Source organism: Jiangella alkaliphila (genome assembly GCF_900105925.1).
Classification (GTDB): Bacteria; Actinomycetota; Actinomycetes; order Jiangellales; family Jiangellaceae; genus Jiangella; species Jiangella alkaliphila.
Genome location: NZ_LT629791.1, coordinates 2,866,972 through 2,885,848, shown reverse-complemented (window position 1 = coordinate 2,885,848; position 18,877 = coordinate 2,866,972). Strand labels below are relative to the sequence as shown.

Annotated in this window: 15 protein-coding genes and 1 pseudogene; 10 read left to right on the top strand and 6 right to left on the bottom strand. The window is 72.9% G+C overall.

The window, feature by feature from the left end; genetic code table 11:
* Positions 1–105: 105 nt before the first annotated feature.
* The 3 genes and pseudogenes from cydD to BLV05_RS13405 all read right to left on the bottom strand — a co-directional run bounded on the left by cydD (position 106) and on the right by BLV05_RS13405 (position 5,756).
* A pseudogene (gene cydD / locus BLV05_RS38965) lies at positions 106–3,524 on the bottom strand (thiol reductant ABC exporter subunit CydD).
* On the bottom strand, positions 3,521–4,474 hold the full coding sequence (locus tag BLV05_RS13410) for a cytochrome d ubiquinol oxidase subunit II (RefSeq protein ID WP_046771301.1): 954 nt from the start codon (positions 4,472–4,474) through the stop codon (positions 3,521–3,523). The pseudogene cydD and the gene BLV05_RS13410 overlap by 4 nt, the downstream one beginning before the upstream one ends.
* Before the next feature lies 1 nt (position 4,475).
* Positions 4,476–5,756: a cytochrome ubiquinol oxidase subunit I gene (locus BLV05_RS13405; protein ID WP_046771300.1), complete on the bottom strand. Its 1,281-nt coding sequence runs from the start codon at positions 5,754–5,756 to the stop codon at positions 4,476–4,478.
* 73 nt (positions 5,757–5,829) lie between these two features.
* Here BLV05_RS13405 and BLV05_RS13400 point away from each other — a divergent pair, with 73 nt between their 5' ends.
* Positions 5,830–6,150: a PadR family transcriptional regulator gene (locus BLV05_RS13400; RefSeq protein ID WP_046771299.1), complete on the top strand. Its 321-nt coding sequence runs from the start codon at positions 5,830–5,832 to the stop codon at positions 6,148–6,150.
* Here BLV05_RS13400 and BLV05_RS35770 read toward each other — a convergent pair.
* Positions 6,082–6,789, bottom strand: coding sequence for a permease prefix domain 1-containing protein (locus tag BLV05_RS35770; RefSeq protein WP_052762898.1), 708 nt, complete (start codon positions 6,787–6,789; stop codon positions 6,082–6,084). The genes BLV05_RS13400 and BLV05_RS35770 overlap by 69 nt on opposite strands.
* Positions 6,790–7,034: 245 nt before the next feature.
* On the opposite strand from BLV05_RS35770, the gene BLV05_RS13390 reads away from it, so the two are divergent.
* From BLV05_RS13390 to BLV05_RS13375, 4 genes are read left to right on the top strand one after another with little or no spacing between them, the layout of a single operon-like run.
* Positions 7,035–10,769: a multifunctional oxoglutarate decarboxylase/oxoglutarate dehydrogenase thiamine pyrophosphate-binding subunit/dihydrolipoyllysine-residue succinyltransferase subunit gene (locus tag BLV05_RS13390; RefSeq protein ID WP_046771298.1), complete on the top strand. Its 3,735-nt coding sequence runs from the start codon at positions 7,035–7,037 to the stop codon at positions 10,767–10,769.
* Between the two features lie 31 nt (positions 10,770–10,800).
* Positions 10,801–11,004: a DUF6104 family protein gene (locus BLV05_RS13385; RefSeq protein ID WP_046771297.1), complete on the top strand. Its 204-nt coding sequence runs from the start codon at positions 10,801–10,803 to the stop codon at positions 11,002–11,004.
* Positions 11,005–11,640, top strand: coding sequence for a GDSL-type esterase/lipase family protein (locus BLV05_RS13380; RefSeq protein ID WP_046771296.1), 636 nt, complete (start codon positions 11,005–11,007; stop codon positions 11,638–11,640).
* 7 nt (positions 11,641–11,647) lie between these two features.
* Positions 11,648–12,097 carry an AAA family ATPase gene (locus tag BLV05_RS13375; protein WP_052762897.1) on the top strand — a complete coding sequence of 150 codons (450 nt, stop codon included), beginning with the start codon at positions 11,648–11,650 and terminating at the stop codon, positions 12,095–12,097.
* A 101-nt stretch (positions 12,098–12,198) separates the two neighbouring features.
* Here the strand turns inward: BLV05_RS13375 and BLV05_RS13370 are convergent, their stop codons facing one another.
* Positions 12,199–13,164, bottom strand: coding sequence for a zinc-binding dehydrogenase (locus BLV05_RS13370; RefSeq protein ID WP_046771295.1), 966 nt, complete (start codon positions 13,162–13,164; stop codon positions 12,199–12,201).
* Positions 13,165–13,443: 279 nt separating this feature from the next.
* Here BLV05_RS13370 and BLV05_RS13365 point away from each other — a divergent pair, with 279 nt between their 5' ends.
* From BLV05_RS13365 to BLV05_RS13350, 4 genes are all read left to right on the top strand, one after another.
* A complete protein-coding gene (locus BLV05_RS13365) occupies positions 13,444–13,833 on the top strand; it encodes an ATP-binding protein (RefSeq protein WP_046771294.1) in 390 nt (129 codons plus the stop codon).
* Positions 13,743–14,726 carry an RNA polymerase sigma factor SigF gene (locus tag BLV05_RS13360; protein WP_063932618.1) on the top strand — a complete coding sequence of 328 codons (984 nt, stop codon included), beginning with the start codon at positions 13,743–13,745 and terminating at the stop codon, positions 14,724–14,726. Before BLV05_RS13365 ends, BLV05_RS13360 begins: the two co-directional genes overlap by 91 nt.
* A 35-nt stretch (positions 14,727–14,761) precedes the next feature.
* Positions 14,762–15,688: a diacylglycerol/lipid kinase family protein gene (locus BLV05_RS13355; protein WP_046771292.1), complete on the top strand. Its 927-nt coding sequence runs from the start codon at positions 14,762–14,764 to the stop codon at positions 15,686–15,688.
* Positions 15,689–16,071: 383 nt separating this feature from the next.
* Positions 16,072–16,323, top strand: coding sequence for a WhiB family transcriptional regulator (locus BLV05_RS13350; protein WP_026875155.1), 252 nt, complete (start codon positions 16,072–16,074; stop codon positions 16,321–16,323).
* A 114-nt stretch (positions 16,324–16,437) separates the two neighbouring features.
* Here BLV05_RS13350 and BLV05_RS13345 read toward each other — a convergent pair whose 3' ends face one another.
* A complete protein-coding gene (locus tag BLV05_RS13345) occupies positions 16,438–17,913 on the bottom strand; it encodes a sensor histidine kinase (RefSeq protein ID WP_046771291.1) in 1,476 nt (491 codons plus the stop codon).
* Positions 17,914–17,978: 65 nt separating this feature from the next.
* On the opposite strand from BLV05_RS13345, the gene BLV05_RS13340 reads away from it, so the two are divergent.
* Entirely contained in the window at positions 17,979–18,860 is an 882-nt protein-coding gene (locus BLV05_RS13340; protein WP_046771290.1) for a DUF2785 domain-containing protein, read from the top strand.
* Positions 18,861–18,877 lie beyond the last annotated feature (17 nt).

The following is an 18,877-nucleotide window of genomic DNA, read 5'->3' as shown; positions in this document are numbered from 1 at the left end:
TTTGCAATGAGCACCTATACGCACCACCGGCGGGGTGGTGTTATGCCGGGGTGGTGCGTATTGGTGCTCATTGCAAAGGGCACCGTCACCGCATCCCGCCCGGCGCTACTCCGCCAGCGCGGGCCGCGACGCCCACCAGAGGTCCTGGTAGGCGCCGTCGGCGGCGACCAGCTCGGCGTGGGTGCCGCGCTGCACGACCCGCCCGGCGTCCATCACCACGATCTCGTCGACGGCGTCCAGCCCGGCCAGGCGGTGCGTGACGACGACCGTCGTCCGGCCGCGGGTGGAGGCGAGCAGGTCGGCCATGAGGTCGTCGGCCGTCTGCGGGTCCAGGCCCTCGGTCGGCTCGTCCAGCAGCACGACCGGCGGGTCGGCCAGCAGCGCCCGGGCCAGCGCCAGGCGCTGCCGCTGCCCGCCGGAGACCTGGCCGCCGGACTCGCCGACCATGGTGTCGAGCCCGGCGGGCAGCGACTCGACCCAGTCGCGCAGCCGGGCCGTCCCGAGCGCGGCCAGCAAGGTGTCATCGGAGGCGGACGGCCGGGCGAGGCGCAGGTTCTCGCGGATCGACGTGTGGAACAGGTGCGCGTCCTGTGTCACGCCGGTCACGACGGCGCGCACGTCGTCGCCGTCGTAGCGGCGCACGTCCTCGCCGTTGAGCATGACGGTGCCGGCCGACGGCTCGATGAAGCGCATCAGGCAGGCCAGCAGGGTGCTCTTGCCGGACCCGCTGGCCCCGACGACGGCCACCCGCTTCCCGGGCGTCAGCGCGAGGTCCACCCCGTCGACCGCGTCCACGGTCGCCCCCGGGTAGCGCACGGAGACCGACCGCAGCGTCACCGTCACCGTCACCGGGCCCGACGGCGCCGGCAGGGCGTCGGCGCCGGGCTCGGCCACCGGCGCCGGGGTGTCCAGCACCGCCAGAACCCGGCGCAGCGACGACCGCGACTCCAGCAGCTTCTGCACCGCCGGCACCAGCGGCAGCACCGGCTCGAACGAGATCAGCGCGACCAGAGCGACCACCGGCACCATGACCCCGGCCAGCCCGCCGTCGGAGCGCGCGCCCAGCGCCAGAACCGTCACCGCGACCGTCGTCACGCCCTGGACCAGCATCGACGCCGCACCGCCGAGCGCCGTCGCCAGCGCCGTGCGTCGCTCCAGCCGGGCCAGCCGCTCGCTCGCGGCCTCCGCATCGGCCAGGGCGGCGGCCGTCGCGCCGAACACGGCCAGATCGGCGCTGCCCTGCAAGAGATCGGTGTGGTGCGCGGCCAGCTCGGCCCTGGCCGGCGCCAGCCGCCGAGCGGTGTGTCGTGCCGTCGCCACCATGAGCAGCGGCACGACCAGCCCGGCCAGCGCCAGTCCGGCCGCCAGCACGACAGCCGCGGACGGCAGCACGGCGGCGGTGACCCCGACCGCGACGGCGGCCACCACGACCGCCGTGCTCACCGGCACCAGCACCCGCACGACGAGGTCCTGGACGGCCTCGACGTCGGAGACCATGCGGCTGAGCAGGTCGGAGCTGCGGTAGGCGGGCAGGCCGGACGGCGCCAGCGGCACCAGCGCGTCGTAGACCCGGCCACGCAGCGTGGCCAGCGCCCGCAGCGCGGCGTCGTGGCTGGCCAGCCGCTCGGCATAGCGGAAGACGCCGCGACCGGTCGCGAACGCCCGCACCCCGACGATGGCCAGCGACAAGGCTGCCAGCGGGGGCTGCTCGGCGGCGCGGGCCAGCAGCCAGGCGGCGGTGCCCATCAGCGCCAGCGCGGCCAACTCGGTGGCGACCGACGCGGACACCGCGACGAGCAGCCGCCCCACGTGGGCGCGGAGCAGGCCGGCCAGCCGCCGCACCATCAGCTCACCTCCGCGGCCAGTGGCCCGGCGACGCGGCCGTGCTCCAGCGTCACGACCCGGCCGGCGTCGAGCACCATGGCCGGCCGGTGCGCGACCACCAGCACCGTCCGGCCCGCCATCAGCCGCGCGGTCGCCTCGACGACGACCGCCTCGCTGCCGGCGTCGAGCCCGGCCGTCGGCTCGTCCAGCAGCAGCAGCGGGGCGTCGCGCAGGAACGCGCGGGCCAGGGCGATGCGCTGGCGCTGCCCCGCGGACAGCCCGGCGCCGCGCTCGCCCAGCGGCGTCTCGTAGCCGAGCGGCAACCGGTCGACGAACTCGTCGGCGTGCGCCAGCGTCGCGGCCCTGACGACCTCGTCGTCGGTCGCGCCGGGCCGGCCGAGCCGGATGTTCTCGGCGACGGTGCGGGCGAACAGGTGCGGCCGCTGCGGCACCCAGGCCAGCTGCCGCCGCCACTCGTCCGGGTCGGTGGCGGCGAGGTCGGTCTCGCCGACGAGCACCCGCCCGGACGTCGGCGTGACGAGGCCGAGCAGCACGCCGAGCAGCGTCGACTTCCCGGCGCCGCTGGGCCCGACCAGCGCGACCCGCTCCCCCGCGGCGACGGTGAGCGAGACGCCGTCGAGCGCCGCCTCCGACCGCCCCGGATACCGCACGGTGACGTTCTCGAACCGCACGGCCGCGCGGGCGTCGGGCGCCGGCGTCGGCCCCGCCGGCCGCGGGCTGCCGCCCTCGGCGTCGACCACCGAGAAGCACCGTTCCGCGACGGCCAGCCCCTCGGTGCTCGCGTGGAACTGCGACCCGAGCGCCCGCAGCGGCAGGTACGCCTCCGGCGCGAGCAGCAACACCAGCAGCGCGGTCTCGAGGCCCAGCCCGCCGTCGAGCGTCCGCAGCCCGACCGGCACCGCGACCAGCGCCACCGACAGCGTCGCGACCAGCTCCAGGACCAGCGCGGACAGGAACGCGATGCGCAGCGTGCGCATGGTGGCCGAGCGGTGCTCGTCGGCGATGCGCCGCACCTGCTCGGCCTGCGACTTCGCCCGGCCGAACGCCCGCAGCGTCGGCAGCCCGGCCACGACGTCGAGGAAGTGCCCGCCCAGCCGCTCGAGCGCCCGCCACTGCCGTTCGGTTGCCCGTTTGGCCGACATGCCCACCAGCGCGCCGAAGACCGGGATCAGCGGCAGCGTGACCACGATGATCACCGCCGACGCGAGGTCGGCGACGGCGATGCGCACCAGCACCGCGAACGGGATCACCGCGGCGAGGAACAGCTGCGGGAAGTAGCCGGTGAACCACGGGTCGAGGGCGTCCAGCCCGCGCCCGAGCGTCGTCGTCAGCCCGCCGGTGTGCTGCCCGGACAGCCAGCCCGGGCCGAGCTCCTGGGTGCGCCGCAGCACCTGCCGCCGCAGCGACGCCTTGACCGAGGCCGCGGACCGCTGGGCCAGCGCCTGCTGCGCCCACGACAGCCCGGCCCGGACGGCGAACACGCCGGCCAGCAGCCCCAGCAAGCCCGCGACCGAGCCCGCCGACCGCCCGTCGAGGACGCCGTCGGCGAGCAGCCGTGCCAGCAGCTCGGCCTGCACGAGGATGGCGACGGCCGCGGCCACCGCCAGCAGGGTGAAGACCAGGGCGACGACGCGGTAGGCGGGCAGTGCGGCGAGCAGCCGGCGGGCGAGACGGTTCAGAAGAACACCGCCGATCCGACGCCGACGCGGTGCCGGAACGTCCACCACATCCACGCCTGGACGGCGAGCAGCACCGGGAGCAGCGGCACGACGACGGCGCCCAGCAGGTCGAGCGTGCCCGAGGCGGCGAGGCCGTCCATCAGCCGTGGCGTCGTCGCGAGCCCGGCGGCGAGCACCGGCGCGGCCGCGGCGACGGCGGTGCAGGCGTACGCCCAGCCGTCGCGCTCGCGGTCGAACAGCCGGGTCGCCAGCACCACGGCCGCGACGGCGACGACGCCCAGCACGGCGGCCGGCAGCGGCCGGGCCAGCTCGACGCTGAACGCGGGCGTGGCGGCTCCTGTGGCGGCCAGCAGCGCCAGCGCGGCGGCGGCCGCCTTGCGGACGGTACCGGCGGCGCGCGTGCGGCGGCCACGCGGCAGCTTCAGCGCGGCGAACACCGCGCCGTGCAGCGTGAACACGGCGACCACGACGGCCCCCCACAACAGTGAATACGGCCCGAACAGTGTCTCAACCCCCGGCCGGCCGTCGGTCGGCACCCCCTGGACGACGTTGCCCAGCAGCAGGCCCCAGGCGAACGGCATGACCGTGCTGGCCGCGACGACCACGGTCTCCCAGCCGGTCTGCCAGCCCTTCGAGCGTCGCCGGCTACGGAACCAGACCCCGATGTCGCGCAGCACCCAGGCCACCACCAGGCCGACGACCAGTGGGTAGTAGGCCGACAACAGGTCCTTCTCCAGCCCGGGGAACGCGCCGATCAGGATGCCGGCCGCTGCGACCAGCCAGACCTCGCCGCCGAGCAGGAACGGCCCCATCGCGGTCAGCAGCAGCCGCCGCTCCGGCCCGCTGCGCCCGATGCGCCGCAGCGACGCGCCGAGGCCCAGGTTGGCGCCGTCGAGCACGGACCAGCCGGCCAGCAGCAGCCCCAGCAGCCCGAGCCAGAGGACGTCCACGTCAGCTCCTTTCCGCGAGCACGAGCTCGGGTTCGGCATCCTCGCGGCCGGCGCCGTCGGAGCCCAGCACGAGGTCGTGCGGGCCGCGGCGGGCCAGCCGGGCGATCAGCCACCAGTCCAGCACGGCGAGCGTCGCGAACAGCGTGCCGAACACCACCAGGCTGGCCAGCACGGTGCCGGCCGAGTGCGACGAGACGGCCTCGGCCGTGGTCAATTCACCGTAGACGACCCACGGCTGCCGGCCGACCTCGCGCAGCAGCCAGCCACAGGCCACGACGACGAACGGCCACGGCAGCGTCCACACGTAGAACCGGTGCCAGAACCGGCGCAGCCAGGCCGGGCGGGCGCGGTCGAAGGCGTTCTTGATCAGGAACGGCAGCAGACCGAAGAAGACCAGCATGTACATGATCCCGCTGATCTCCATCAGCGGCCAGGTGAACGAGACCCACGTCGGCGGCGTCCAGTCGCCCGGCCCGTGCAGCGCCTCCATCTCGACCTGGAACTCCGCCCGCTCCACCGCCGACCCGCCGAGCGCCAGCTCCTTGCCCTCGGTCAGGTGGCCGAACTGCGCGAACCCGTTGCCGACGGCGAACAGGGCGGCCACCGCGCCCACGACGACCGCGACCCGCAGCGAGCGGCGGAAGAAGTCGACGTCGGGGGTGCCGCGCAGGAAGTGCCACGAGCAGATGCCGACCATGACGACGCTCCCGGTCAGCAGGCAGACCGGGACGATGTGCAGCAGCGCCCCGACGGCCTGCGGGTTGGTCAGCAGCGCCCCGACGTCGTCGATGCGCGCGACGCCGTCCTCGATCACGTGCCCGACCGGGTCCTGCAGGAACCCGTTGGCGACCATCACCCAGTACGCCGACAGATACGCCGTCAGCACCACCAGCCAGATCAGCGTCGTGTGCACCCAGCGGTTCAGCCGGCCCCAGCCGAAGATCCACATGCCGAGGAAGGTCGACTCCAGGAAGAACGCGACCAGTGTCTCGATGGCCAGCGGCGCGCCGAACACGTCGCCGGCGAAGGTCATCAGCCCGCTCCAGTGCAGGCCGAACTGGAACTCCATGCCCAGCCCGACGACGATGCCCATCGCGTAGTTGACGATGTAGAGCTGGCCCCAGTAGCGGGTCAGGCGCTCGTGGATCTCCTTCCCGGTGATCGCCCAGCGGGTCTGGAGAAACGCCACGACCGGCGCGAGCCCGAGCGTGAGCACCACGAACAGGAAGTGGAAGATCGCCGTCAGCGCGAACTGCAGCCGCGACACGTCCAGCACGCTCATCCTCGCCCCTCCCGCGGGTAGATCTGACTGTCTACCTGTAGTCAGGCTACATGGTGATGCGTAGACTACCGACATGAAGGCCGACGCCCTCCGCGGCAACCTCGACGCGCTGATCCTCGCCGTCGTCCGCGACCGGCCGCTGCACGGCTACGGCGTCTCCGAGGCGCTGCACGCACGCAGCGACGGCGCCGTCGACCTCCCCACCGGCACGCTCTACCCCGCGCTGCGGCGGCTGGAGCGGCTGGGCTACCTGCGCAGCTCCTGGGACACCGTCGGCGGCCGCAAGCGGCGCACGTACGAGATCACCCGCGACGGCAAGGGTTACCTAGCCGCGCAGCAGCAGGCCTGGAGCGAGATGAGCAGCGTCATGAACGCCATCCTCGGCCCGGCGTGACGTCAGCCGCAGGCAGCTCACCGCCAGCCAGGTGATCCACAGGGTCGACCCCACCGAGAGCAGCGACATCGCCACCAGCTCCGGCCCGTTCCACTCGTTCACGCTGGCCGGCGCGTACGCGCTCAGCACGGCGCCGCTGACGACGTGCAGCACGACGTCGACCAGCGTCACCACGGCGATCACCCGCACCACCCGGCGGGTCGGCAGCCGCCGGGCGCCGCGTCCGAGCGCCAGCACCGCGAGCGCGGCCAGCCCGATGAACGCGAAGCTGGAGACGTCGACGGCGCGCGACAGCAGGCCGTACCACGGCGCCGGCTCCGGCCAGCCCTGCGCCGCGGCCGCCGTCGTCCACGTGTAGGTCGACAGCGCGAACTGCGCCGACCCGAGGACGGCGATCAGCCCGGCCAGGTAGCGCGCCGCCACGGCCGCCAGCTCCTCGCGTAGGCCGGCGGCGACCACCTGGACCGGACCGAACTCCTCGACGGCGAGCCGTTCGGCCTCGGCGGCGCCGGCGCCGTCGGACCGGTGCGCGTCGGCGGCGTCGCGCAGGCCGTCGCGCAGCTCGCGGATCATGCTGCGCCGGGGCAGCAGTGGTCCGCGCACCTCGCGGCGCAGCTGAGCCACGTACTGGTCGATCACGACGCCTCCGGATGGCTGGTTCGCCGCCAGCGTAACGGCCGCGCTGACGCGGGCAGAAGGCCCGCTCGCGCATCTCCGGGACCGGTCAGGGATGCCCCCGACCCGCCGCGGCGGGCGGACCGGATGTCGACTTGAGCCACCGCGTGATCTAGGCCACGATGGCGCCGATGCGCGGAGTCGGGGAGCGCGACTAATCTGTACCAGAGCAGCCGCGCAGATTCGAACGGAAGAAGGCGAACGCGACAGTGGCCCCTACCGGCCCGGAATCGGGATTCGGACCGAACGAGTGGCTCGTCGAGGAGTTCTACGAGAGCTGGCTCGAGGACCCCTCCAGTGTCGACCCCCAGTGGGCGGAGTATTTCGCCGAGCGCAAGGCCGCCGGCGCCGCTCCCACCGCGCCGCCGGGTACCGCCACCGCCACGAAGCCCGCCTCCGCACCGACCGCCACTGCCACGTCCCCCGCGAGGACCACCGTGACTTCCACGCCCGCCGCCGCGCCGGCGCAGCCCGCGGCGAAGCAGGCCGCCCCGGCCCCGGCCAGCACCCCGACCAGCACCAAGGCCGCCACCGCGACCACCACCAAGGCCGCGGCCAAGCCCGCGCCCGCCCAGCCGCAGGACACGTCGGCCGACCAGCCCGAGATCGTCCCGCTGCGCGGCGCGCCGGCCCGCACGGTTACCAACATGGAGACCAGCCTCGAGGTCCCGACGGCCACCAGCGTGCGGGCCGTCCCGGCCAAGCTGCTGGTCGACAACCGCATCGTCATCAACAACCACCTCGCCCGGTCCCGCGGCGGCAAGGTGTCGTTCACGCACGTCATCGGGTTCGCGCTGGTCAAAGCTCTGCACCAGATGCCCGACATGAACCAGGCCTACGCCGACATCGACGGCAAGCCCGCGCTGGCCAAGCCGCGACACGTCAACCTCGGCCTGGCCATCGACACCAAGAAGTCCGACGGCACCCGGCAGCTGCTGGTCCCCAGCATCAAGCGCGCCGAGGGCATGACCTTCGCCGAGTTCTGGGCCGCGTACGAGGACGTCGTCCGCCGGGCGCGCGACAACAAGCTGACGGTCGCCGACTTCCAGGGCACCACCATCACGCTGACCAACCCCGGCACCATCGGCACGGTCCACTCGGTGCCGCGGCTGATGAAGGGCCAGGGCACCATCATCGGCGTCGGCGCCATGGAGTACCCCGCCGAGTACCAGGGCGCGGCGCCCGAGACGGTGGCCCGGCTGGGCGTCTCCAAGACCATGACGCTCACCAGCACCTACGACCACCGCATCATCCAGGGCGCCCAGAGCGGCGACTTCCTGCGCATCGTGCACGGGCTGCTGCTGGGCCAGGACGGCTTCTACGACGAGATCTTCCGCGCGCTGCGCATCCCGTACGAGCCGATCCGCTGGGCCACCGACGTCCCGCACAGCCACGAGGACGAGGTCAGCAAGCAGGCCCGGGTGCTGGAGCTGATCCACGCCTACCGCGTGCGCGGCCACCTCATGGCCGACACCGACCCGCTGGAGTACAAGCAGCGCACCCACCCCGACCTCGACGTCAGCACCCACGGCCTCACCCTGTGGGACCTCGACCGCGAGTTCGCCACCGGCTCGTTCGGTGGCAGCAAGCGGTTCATGCTGCTGCGCGACATCCTCGGCGTGCTGCGCAACGCCTACTGCCGCACCGTCGGCATCGAGTACATGCACATCCAGGAGCCCGAGCAGCGGCGCTGGATCCAGGAGCGGGTCGAGAAGCCGGTCGACCTCACCGCCCGCGAGGACCAGCTGCGCATCCTGCTCAAGCTCAACCAGGCCGAGGCGTTCGAGACCTTCCTGCAGACCAAGTACGTCGGGCAGAAGCGGTTCTCGCTCGAGGGCGGCGAGTCGCTCATCCCGGTGCTCGACGAGGTGGTCGAGGCCGCCGCCGAGGCCGGGCTGCTCGAGGCCTGCATCGGCATGGCCCACCGCGGCCGGCTCAACGTGCTGGCGAACATCGTCGGCAAGAGCTACGCGCAGATCTTCGGCGAGTTCCAGGGCAACATCGACCCCCGCACCGTCCAGGGCTCCGGCGACGTCAAGTACCACCTGGGCGCCGACGGCGAGTTCACCGCGCTCGACGGCTCGAAGATCAAGGTGTCGCTGACGGCCAACCCGAGCCACCTCGAGGCGGTCAACCCGGTGCTCGAGGGCATCGCGCGGGCCAAGCAGGACATCCTCGACCGCGGCGAGGAGTTCCCGGTGCTGCCGATCCTGGTGCACGGCGACGCCGCGTTCGCCGGCCAGGGCGTGGTCGCCGAGACGCTGAACCTCTCGCAGCTGCGCGGCTACCGCACCGGCGGCACCGTCCACGTCGTCGTCAACAACCAGGTCGGCTACACCACCTCGCCCGACCAGTCGCGCTCGTCGATGTACTCCACCGACGTCGCGCGCATGGTGCAGGCGCCGATCTTCCACGTCAACGGCGACGACCCCGAGGCGTGCACGCGGGTGGCCCGGCTGGCCTTCGAGTTCCGGCAGGCGTTCAAGAAGGACGTCGTCATCGACATGGTCTGCTACCGCCGGCGCGGCCACAACGAGGGCGACGACCCCAGCTACACCCAGCCGCTCATGTACGACCTCATCGAGGCCAAGCGGCCGGTGCGCAAGCTGTACACCGAGGCGCTGATCGGCCGCGGCGACATCACCATCGAAGAGGCCGAGCAGGTCCTGCTCGACTACCAGAAGCAGCTCGAGCGGGTGTTCGCCGAGACCCGGCAGACCGCGCCCACCAGCGTCACCACGGTCCCGAGCTACCCCGACAAGCCGGCGCCCGAGGGCGAGGTCGTCACGGCCACGACGCCCGAGGTCCTCAAGCGGGTGGCCGACGCCTACCTCACGGTGCCCGACGGCTTCACCGTCCACCCGAAGGTGCTGCCGCAGGTGCAGCGCCGGGCGCAGGCGCTCACCGAGGGCGGCATCGACTGGGCCACGGCCGAGATCACCGCGTTCGGGGCGCTGCTGCTCGACGGCCGCCCGGTGCGGCTGGCCGGCCAGGACTCCCGCCGCGGCACGTTCGTCCAGCGGTTCGCGTCGCTCGTCGACCGCAAGACCGGCGAGTCGTACCTCCCGCTGCAGCACCTCGACGACACGCAGGCGAAGTTCTACGCCTACGACTCCCTGCTGTCCGAGTTCGCGGCCATGGGCTTCGAGTACGGCTACTCCGTCGCCCGGCCCGAGTCGCTGGTGCTCTGGGAGGCGCAGTTCGGCGACTTCGTCAACGGCGCGCAGACGATCATCGACGAGTTCATCAGCGCCGGCGAGGCCAAGTGGGGCCAGTATTCCGGAGTCGTGCTGCTGCTCCCGCACGGCTACGAGGGCCAGGGCGCCGACCACTCGTCGGCGCGCATGGAGCGGTTCCTGCTCATGGGCGCCGAGGAGGCGTTCCGGGTGGCGCAGCCGTCCAGCCCGGCGTCGTACTTCCACCTGCTGCGCTCGCAGGCGCTGGGCGGCAGCCACCGCCCGCTGATCGTCTTCACGCCGAAGTCCATGCTGCGCAACAAGCGGGCGGTGTCCGTGCCCGACGACCTCACCGGCACCACGACGTTCCGGCCGGTGCTGCCCGACCCCGAGCCGCTCGACGCCGCGAAGGTCGACCGCGTGCTGCTGTGCAGCGGAAAGATCACCTGGGAGCTGCTGGCCGAGCGCGGAAAGCGCTCCGACGACCACACCGCGATCCTCCCGGTCGAACAGCTCTACCCGCTGCCGGCGCGCGAGATCGCGGCCGAGGTGGCCAAGTACCCCAACGTGCGCGAGATCCGCTGGGTGCAGGACGAGCCCGAGAACATGGGCCCGTGGCCGTTCATGGCGCTGCATCTCGCGCCGCGGCTGCCCGACGGCATCGTCTTCCAGCCGGTCACCCGGCCGGCCAGCACGTCCCCCGCGGTGGGCAACCACAGCGTCCACCTCGACCAGCAGAAGGCCCTGCACGACGGCGCCTTCGCCTGATCGCCCGACCCATCTCGCCGGGAGCTCGAGGATGTACTTCACCGACCGCGGCATCGAGGAGCTGGACGAGCGCCGGGGTGACGAACAGGTCACCCTGGGCTGGCTGTCCGAGCGGCTGCGCGACTTCGTCGACCAGAACCCCGAGTTCGAGACCGCCGTCGAGCGGCTGGCCACCTGGCTGGCCCGCGCCGACGACGAGGCCGACGACGACGCCGCTGTCGGCGGGGGCGGCTGAATGGCCGGCCGCCGAGACGTCCGGGTCTGCGTCTTCGGCGACTCCTTCGTCGCCGGCGTCGGTGACCCGAAGTCGCTCGGCTGGGTCGGCCGGGTGGCCGCCCGCACGCCGCCGTCCACCGGTGTCGAGCTGACGGCGTACCCGCTGGGGGTGCGCGGCGAGGCCACCGAGGAGGTGGTCGTGCGGATGCCGATGGAGTCCGCGCCCCGCTTCGCCCGCGGCGACGAGCACCGCGTCGTGCTGGCGCCCGGCGTGGCCGACGCCCACCGCGGCGTCGCCGTGGCGCGGTCGGTGGCGGCGCTGGAGTTCGGGCTCTCGTCGCTCAGCGTGCCGGCGCTGGTGGTCGGGCCGCCGCCGGTCGGCGACGACGCGATGGTGGCGCGCATCGGCGAGCTGGACGCCGCCTGGGCCGACCTGTGCGAGCGCCGCGACGTCCCGTACATCGCCACGTTCGGCCCGCTGAGCGCGAAGGACGCCTGGCGGACCGCCCGCGCCGACGACGGCCTGCACCCCGACCAGACCGGCTACGGCCTGCTCGCCTATCTCGTCCTCAACGGCGGCTGGTACCCCTGGCTGGGCGTCGAGGCGCCGCTGACGCCGGTGAAGGACCGCCGGGCGCCCCGCGCCACGTCGTGAGCGCCCGGTGAACCTGCTCGACCGGCGGCCGGTGCGCCGGGTGGAGTTCGACCCGACAGCCGACCCGCCGCTCGACCTCGATCGCTGGCCGTGGACGCTGCCGCCGGTGCGCCAGCTGGTGTCCGGCGGCCTCGACCTCCCGCCGCTCACCGTGCTCGTCGGCGAGAACGGCAGCGGCAAGTCGACACTGGTCGAGGGGGTCGCGCTGGCGTACGGGTTCTCGCCCGAGGGCGGCTCGACCGGGGCCCAGCACTCCACCCGCGTCAGCGAGTCCGAGCTGTGGCGCGGGGCGCTGGTGGCGACCCACTCACCGCTGGTCGCCTCGCTGCCCGGCGCCACCGTCCTCGAGGTCGGCGAGTGGGGCCTGCGCGAGACGGCCTGGGCCGACCTCGACCTCGTCCGCCACTGGCGCGCCTTCCTCGACGCCCCCGCCCGCTACCTCCGCCACGTCACCTGACCCCGCCCCCAAGTTGATCTTGGAGTTGTTCGGGTAACTACCGGACATTTCACCCCGCAATTGCCGAACTACTCCAAGATCAACTTGGGCTTGGGGGTCGATCAGGGGGTGAGGACGACCTTGCCGAAGACGTCGCCGTTGTCGAGGGCCGCGAAGCCTTCGCGGGCGTCCGCCAGCGGTAGGACGCGGTCGACGACCGGCCGCAGCCCGGTCCGCTCGCAGAACGCCAGCAGCCGGACCAGTTCGTCGCGTGTGCCCATCGTCGAGCCCAGTAGCCGCAGCTGCAGGAAGAACACCCGGTTCAGCTCGGTCTCGGCCACGTATCCCGACGTCGCGCCGGAGACGACGAGCGTCCCGCCCGGCCGCAGGCACCGCACCGAGTGCTTCCACGTCGCCGCGCCCACCGTCTCCATGACGGCGTCGACCCGGGCCGGCAGCCGCGCGCCGCTCTCGAAGAGCTGGTCGGCGCCGAGGTCGAGCACCCGGGCCGCCTTCTCCGGATCGCGCGACGTCACCCAGACCCGCGCGCCGGCCGCCGCGCCCAGCGCCACCAGCGCCGTCGACACCCCGCCGCCGGCGCCCTGCACCAGCACCGTCTGCCCGGGCGTGACCCGCGCCTGCGTGAACAGCATGCGGTACGCCGTCAGCCAGGCGGTCGGCAGGCAGGCGGCCTCCTCGAACGACAGCGCCGCCGGCTTGGGCACCAGGTTCCGCGACGGCACCGCGACCCGCTCGGCGAACGTGCCCGGGTGCAGCTCGGACAGCAGCGTGCGCTTCGGGTCGAGCGTCTCGTCGTCGCGCCACTCGGGGTCGGAGACGACGGCGTGGACGACCACCTCACGGCCGTCCTCGGTGACGCCCGCGGCGTCGCAGCCGAGGATCATCGGCAGCCGGCTCGCGTCGAGGCCCACGCCGCGCAGGGACCACAGGTCGTGACGGTTGAGCGCGGCCGCCCGCACCGTCACCGTCGTCCAGCCGTCGGGGACCGATGGCTCCGGCCGGTCGCCCAGGGTCAGTCCGGCGAGCGGGTCGTCGGCGTCCATCGTCGAGGCGTAGGCGGCGAACATCCCCCGAGCCTAAATGAGCGAGTCTGTGAGGCGGACCATCCGCCAACTCGGGTGGCGGACCTGCTGCCGTCGCTGGACGCGATCGTCGTCCACGAGGCCGTCGACATCGTCTCCGAGGGAACGTGGCGACGGCTGGCGTAGGCGGCGAACATCCCCGAGCCCAACGAGTTGATCCGGCCGCACCGGTTCACGCCGACCGGCTCGGATGGCAGGATGCGTCGGGGCGTACGTGGCCGGGGTGTGACACTCTGGTCGGGGGAGCAAGACACACGAGGAGGTTTGGTGAGCGAGTCCGGTTCGTCGTTCGGTGACCTGGTGGAGCTGCAGGTACCGGCGTCCAGCGCTTACCTCACTGTGCTGCGGACCACCGCCGCCCGGCTGGCCGCGAGGCTCGGGTTCACGCTCGACGAGATCGAGGACCTGCGCATCGCGGTCGACGAGGCCGGCGCCATGCTGCTCCCGCTCGCCGTCCCCGGCTCGAACATGCACTGCAGCTTCCAGCTGCACACCGACATCCTCGACGTGGTGGTGTCCGTACCGGCCGCGCAGACCGACCTCCCCAGCCGCGACAGCTTCGCGTGGACGGTCCTGTCCGCGCTGGCCGGCGAGGTGGCCTCGCGGGCCGAGGACGGCCGGGTGTCCATCATGCTGCGCAAGAAGCGAGGTTGAGACAGGCGGTGGGAGCTGCCGAGGCGCGGCTGACCAGCGAGGCCACGGACGAGCCCGCCGGTCCGGTCGTCGACGTCGTCCGGCCGGTGGTGGCGGTCGGGCCGCTCGAGTCCGACACCCCCGAGGGTGAGACCCAGCGCGGCACCGTCGACCGCGTCACCAGCCGGGCGCTGCTCGAGCGGCTGTCCCGCCTCGACGCCGACGACCCCGAGCGGGCCGAGGTCCGCAACCGGCTGGCGACCCTGCACCTGCCGCTGGCCGAGCACCTGGCCCGCCGGTTCGCCGGCCGCGGCGAGCCGTACGAGGACCTCGTCCAGGTCGCCACCATCGGGCTGATCAAGGCGATCGACCGCTACGACCCCGGCCGCGGCGCCGAGTTCTCGACGTACGCCACCCCGACCATCCTCGGCGAGATCAAGCGCTGGTTCCGCGACAAGGGCTGGGCCATCCGGGTGCCCCGGCGGCTACAGGAGCTGCGGCTGTCCATCAGCACGGCCACGACGGAGCTGTTGCAGCAGCTGGGCCGGTCGCCGACCATCGCCGAGCTGGCCCAGGCCACCCGCACCACCGAGGACGAGGTGCTCGAGGCGCTGGAGACGGCGGCCGCCTACAGCACCGTCTCGCTCGACTCCCCTGAGCCGGGCGACAACGCGCCCAGCACCATCGAGACCATCGGCAAGGACGACGAGGCGCTCGAGGGCGTCGAGAACCGCGAGACGCTGGCCCGCATGCTCGACGGCCTGCCCGACCGCGAACGGCGCATCATCGTGCTGCGGTTCTTCCGCGGCATGACGCAGTCGCAGATCGCCGGCGAGATCGGCATCTCGCAGATGCACGTGTCCCGGCTGCTGGCGCGCACCTTGATCCAACTGCGCGAGGGCATGTTCCGCTGACCGGCGGCGGAACCGCGGACCGTAGGCTGTCAACCATGCGCGCCCTCGTCGTCCTGAACCCGAACGCCACGACGACGTCCCTACGCACGCGCGACGTGCTGCTCTCGGCGCTGAGCAACGACCTCGACATCCAGGTCGCCGAGACCACCCACCGGGGCCACGCCACGGAGCTGACCAGGAAGGCCCGCGCCGACGGCGTCGGCCTGGTCGTGTCGGTCGGCGGCGACGGCACGGTGAACGAGGTCGTCAACGGCCTGCTCGACCCCGCGCCGGCCGCCGGCGAGACCATCCCCGACGTCGCGATCATCCCGGGCGGCAGCACCAACGTGCTGGCCCGCAACCTCGGCATCCCCGAGAACGCCATCGAGGCGACCGGACTGCTGCTGGACGCGCTGCGTACCGGCCGGCGGCAGAGCATCGGCCTGGGCCGGCTCGACGACCGCTACTTCACCTTCACCGCGGGGTTCGGGCTCGACGCCGACGTCATCAAGGCCGTCGAGGCCGAGCGCGAACGCGGCCGGGTGTCCACCGTCCAGTTGTACGTCCGCACCGCCATCCGCCGGTTCTTCGCCCAGCCCGAGCGGCGGCACGGCGTCATCGAGCTCACCGCCGACGGCGGGCTGCCGGTGCGTGAGCTGGCGGTCGTCATCGTCACCAACTGCACGCCGTGGACATATCTCGGCGCCCGGCCGCTGCGCCCGACGCCGTTCTCCGACCTCAACGCCGGTCTCGACGTGTTCGGGCTGACCAGCCTGCGGCTGGCGCCGACACTGGTGCACCTGGCCCAGCTGACGACGCGGCGCGGGCCGCGCGGGCGGGCCGTCGTGTCGTTGCACGACCGCAAGGAGATCGTGCTGCGCGCGCCCGAGCCGCTGCCGGTGCAGGTCGACGGCGACTACATCGGCGAGCGGACCGAGGTCACGCTGACGTCGGTGCCGCGAGCGGTGCGCATCGCCTACTGAGCGGAACTCCGTCGATCCGAAGCCGGCGAGCAGGTCGAACCTGCCAGATGCAGGTGCGCAGGACCCTTGCCAGGGCTAGAGGTGCCGGTTATGGTCCCATCTTGGCTGTTTTGAACCGATGCTGTGACCGACGCTACACCGACCTTCATGAGACGGATTACACAAAGCCCTTGTAGATGCATCACGAACTTGTCACCCTGGTAGGGCGACGCGGTCACCCGCGCGCCACGAGCGCGCAGTAGATCGCCGCAAGACTTCGCGTCATCCCCCTCGGCCCCACGGAGCCACAGGGCCGGGCAGGGATTCGTGAACGAATTCACGTACTGCAACGTGGCTGGACGGCCGAGCCGTCCGGCACGACACCATAAGGAGCTGTGAGAACCATGGATTGGCGCCACCGTGCCGCCTGTCGCGACGAGGACCCAGAGCTGTTCTTCCCGATCGGGAACACCGGGCCCGCGCTGCTCCAGATCGAGGAGGCCAAGACCGTCTGCCGCCGTTGCGACGTCCGCGAGTCCTGCCTGAGCTGGGCACTCGAGAGCGGTCAGGACGCCGGCGTGTGGGGTGGGCTGTCCGAGGACGAGCGCCGCGCCCTCAAGCGCCGCAACGCCCGAGCCCGCGCCCGAGCCTACTGACGCCGGAACCCACCCGGCACCTGCGCTGAAACGCTACGCCCCGCCAGAACCCCGGAATGGCGGGGCGTCGGTATGTCCGGACCCGGCTCGCGCCGCCCCGCCAGCGCGCCCTGGTCAGCGCGGCGAGTCGGCCTTGACCGGGAGGTCCAGCACCACCCGGGTGCCGCCGCCGGTCCGCGGCCCGATCTCCAGCGTCCCGCTCAGCTCCCCGACCACCAGGCTCCGGACGATCTGCAGCCCCAGGTTCCCGGTGGTCGTCGCGTCGAAGCCGGGCGGCAGGCCGACGCCGTCGTCCTCGACCGTCAGCAGCAGCCGCCCGTCCGACCGCTCCGCCGTCAGCAGCACCGCGCCGCCGCGGCGGCCGAGGCCGTGCTCGACGGCGTTCTGCAGCACCTCGGTGAGCGTCATGGCCAGCGGCGTCGCCGTCTCGGCGGCCAGGATGCCGAACGTCCCCGACCGCGTGGCCCGCACGTCGGACGTCGTAGCGGCCACCTCGGCGACCATGCCCAGCAGCCGGTCGGCGACGTCGTCGAACGCGACGGTGTCGTCGACGGTCTGCGACAGGGTCTCGTGCACGATCGCGATGGAGCCGACCCGGCGGACCGCCTCGTCCAGCGCCGCCCGGCCCTCGGCCGACGCGATGCGCCGCGACTGCAGCCGCAGCAGCGCCGCCACCGTCTGCAGGTTGTTCTTGACCCGGTGGTGGATCTCGCGGATGGTCGCGTCCTTGGTCAGCAGCTCCCGCTCGCGCCGCCGCACCTCCGTGACGTCGCGGCACAGCGCCAGCGCGCCGACGTGCTGACCGCCCGGGTCGAGCGGGATGATCCGCAACGTCATGACCGTGCCGTTGCCCTCGATCTCGGTGCGGATGTGCTGCCTGCCGCCCAGCACGTCCTCCAGCGGCTCGTCGCGCGCACCCGGCGGCGGCGCCAGGGCTGCGGTGGCCTTGCCCAGGTGCTGGCCGACGAGGTCCGCGGCGAGCCCGAGCCGCCGGTAGACGGAGACGGCGTTGGGGCTGGCGTAGAGCGCGAGGCCGTCGGCGTCCATGCGGACCAGGCCATCGCCGACCCGGGGGGCTCCGCGCCGGCCCATGTCGGTGCGCGTGGTGTGCGGGAAGCGGCCCTCGGTGATCAGCGTGGCCAGCTGGCTGCCGCACTCGAGGTAGGACAGCTCCAGGCGGCTGGGCGTGCGGACCGCGATGAGGTTGGTGTGCCGGCCGATGACGGCGATCACCCGGCCGTCGTGGCGCACCGGGATGGCCTCGACCCGCACCGGGACGTCGTCCCACCACTCGGGGTCGCCCTCGCGGCGGATGACGCCCTCGGTGTAGGCGGTGTCGATGAGCGGACGCCGGCCCTTCACGAGGTACGTACCGACCAGGTCCTCGACGTAGGCCGTCGGGCCGGTGGTCGGGCGCATCTGGGCCACGGCCCGGTAGCCCTCGCCGTCGCGGTCGGGCACCCAGAGCACGAGGTCGGCGAAGGAGAGGTCGGCCAGCAGCTGCCAGTCGGCGATGAGGGCATGCAACCAGTCGAGGTCGGCCTCGGAGAGATCGGTGTGACGCTGGACAACGTCGTTGAGCGACGGCACGTCACCGAGCGTAGCTCTCGTCACGTCGCTTCCCTCCACGGAGGTGGTTCTGCGAGGATTGCTCCGTGCAGCAGTCCTACTGGGAGCAGGTCGTCGCCGACGGCTTCCGGCTACCCCAGGGTGCTGCCCTCGACGAGCTCACGATCGAGCTGGTCACCATGCTCGGCGACACCGACCCGCACGTGCGCGAGGACATCGCCCGGTCGGTCCTGCAGACCTGGATCCGCGAAGGCGTCTACGACGATCTGCTCATCGGGCTCGGCGACGGGCTGGCGCTCGGGCTGAAGAAGGGCCTCGGCGAGGAGGGCACCGACTCCGTCCTGCGCCGCTCCTTCTCGGCGAGCGTCCTGGCCGAGGTCATCGCCCGCGACAACGTCACCCACGGGCTGCACCCCGCCGCGGTGCTCACCTGGGCCGACCAAGCGGTCGGCTGGATCCTCGGCGAGCGCGACCTGCGCGGCTGGACGCCCAGCCAGGGCTGGGCCAACGCCGTCGTGCACGGCGCCGACGTGCTCGGTGCGCTGAGCGCGTCGCGGCACCTGGGCGCCGACGAGCTGCGCGTCCTGCTCGACGTCGTGGCCGAGCGGCTGACCACGCCGACCCGGCACCGCTTCTCCGCCGGCGAGGAGCTGCGGCTGGCGTACGCGACGATGTCGGTGCTGCACCGCGACCTCGTCACCATCGAGCCGCTGGAGGGCTGGCTGGACCGGCTGGCCAAGGCCTGGCGCGACGACGCCCGCCCGCCGTCGTCGCGTGCCGCCGCTCGCGAGAACACCCTCGACTACCTGCGGGCGCTGCACCTGCAGCTGCTGCTGGGCGTCCAGGGCACGCCGGCGCAGAACGTCGCCAGCACCGTCCGGCCGATGCCCGCCGTACGCTCCGACCTGCTGCTGGCCCTGCAGGCGACGCTGCGCTCCAGCGCGACCTGGCTGTACCGCCAGCCGTAGTCACGCGAGAACGGAGA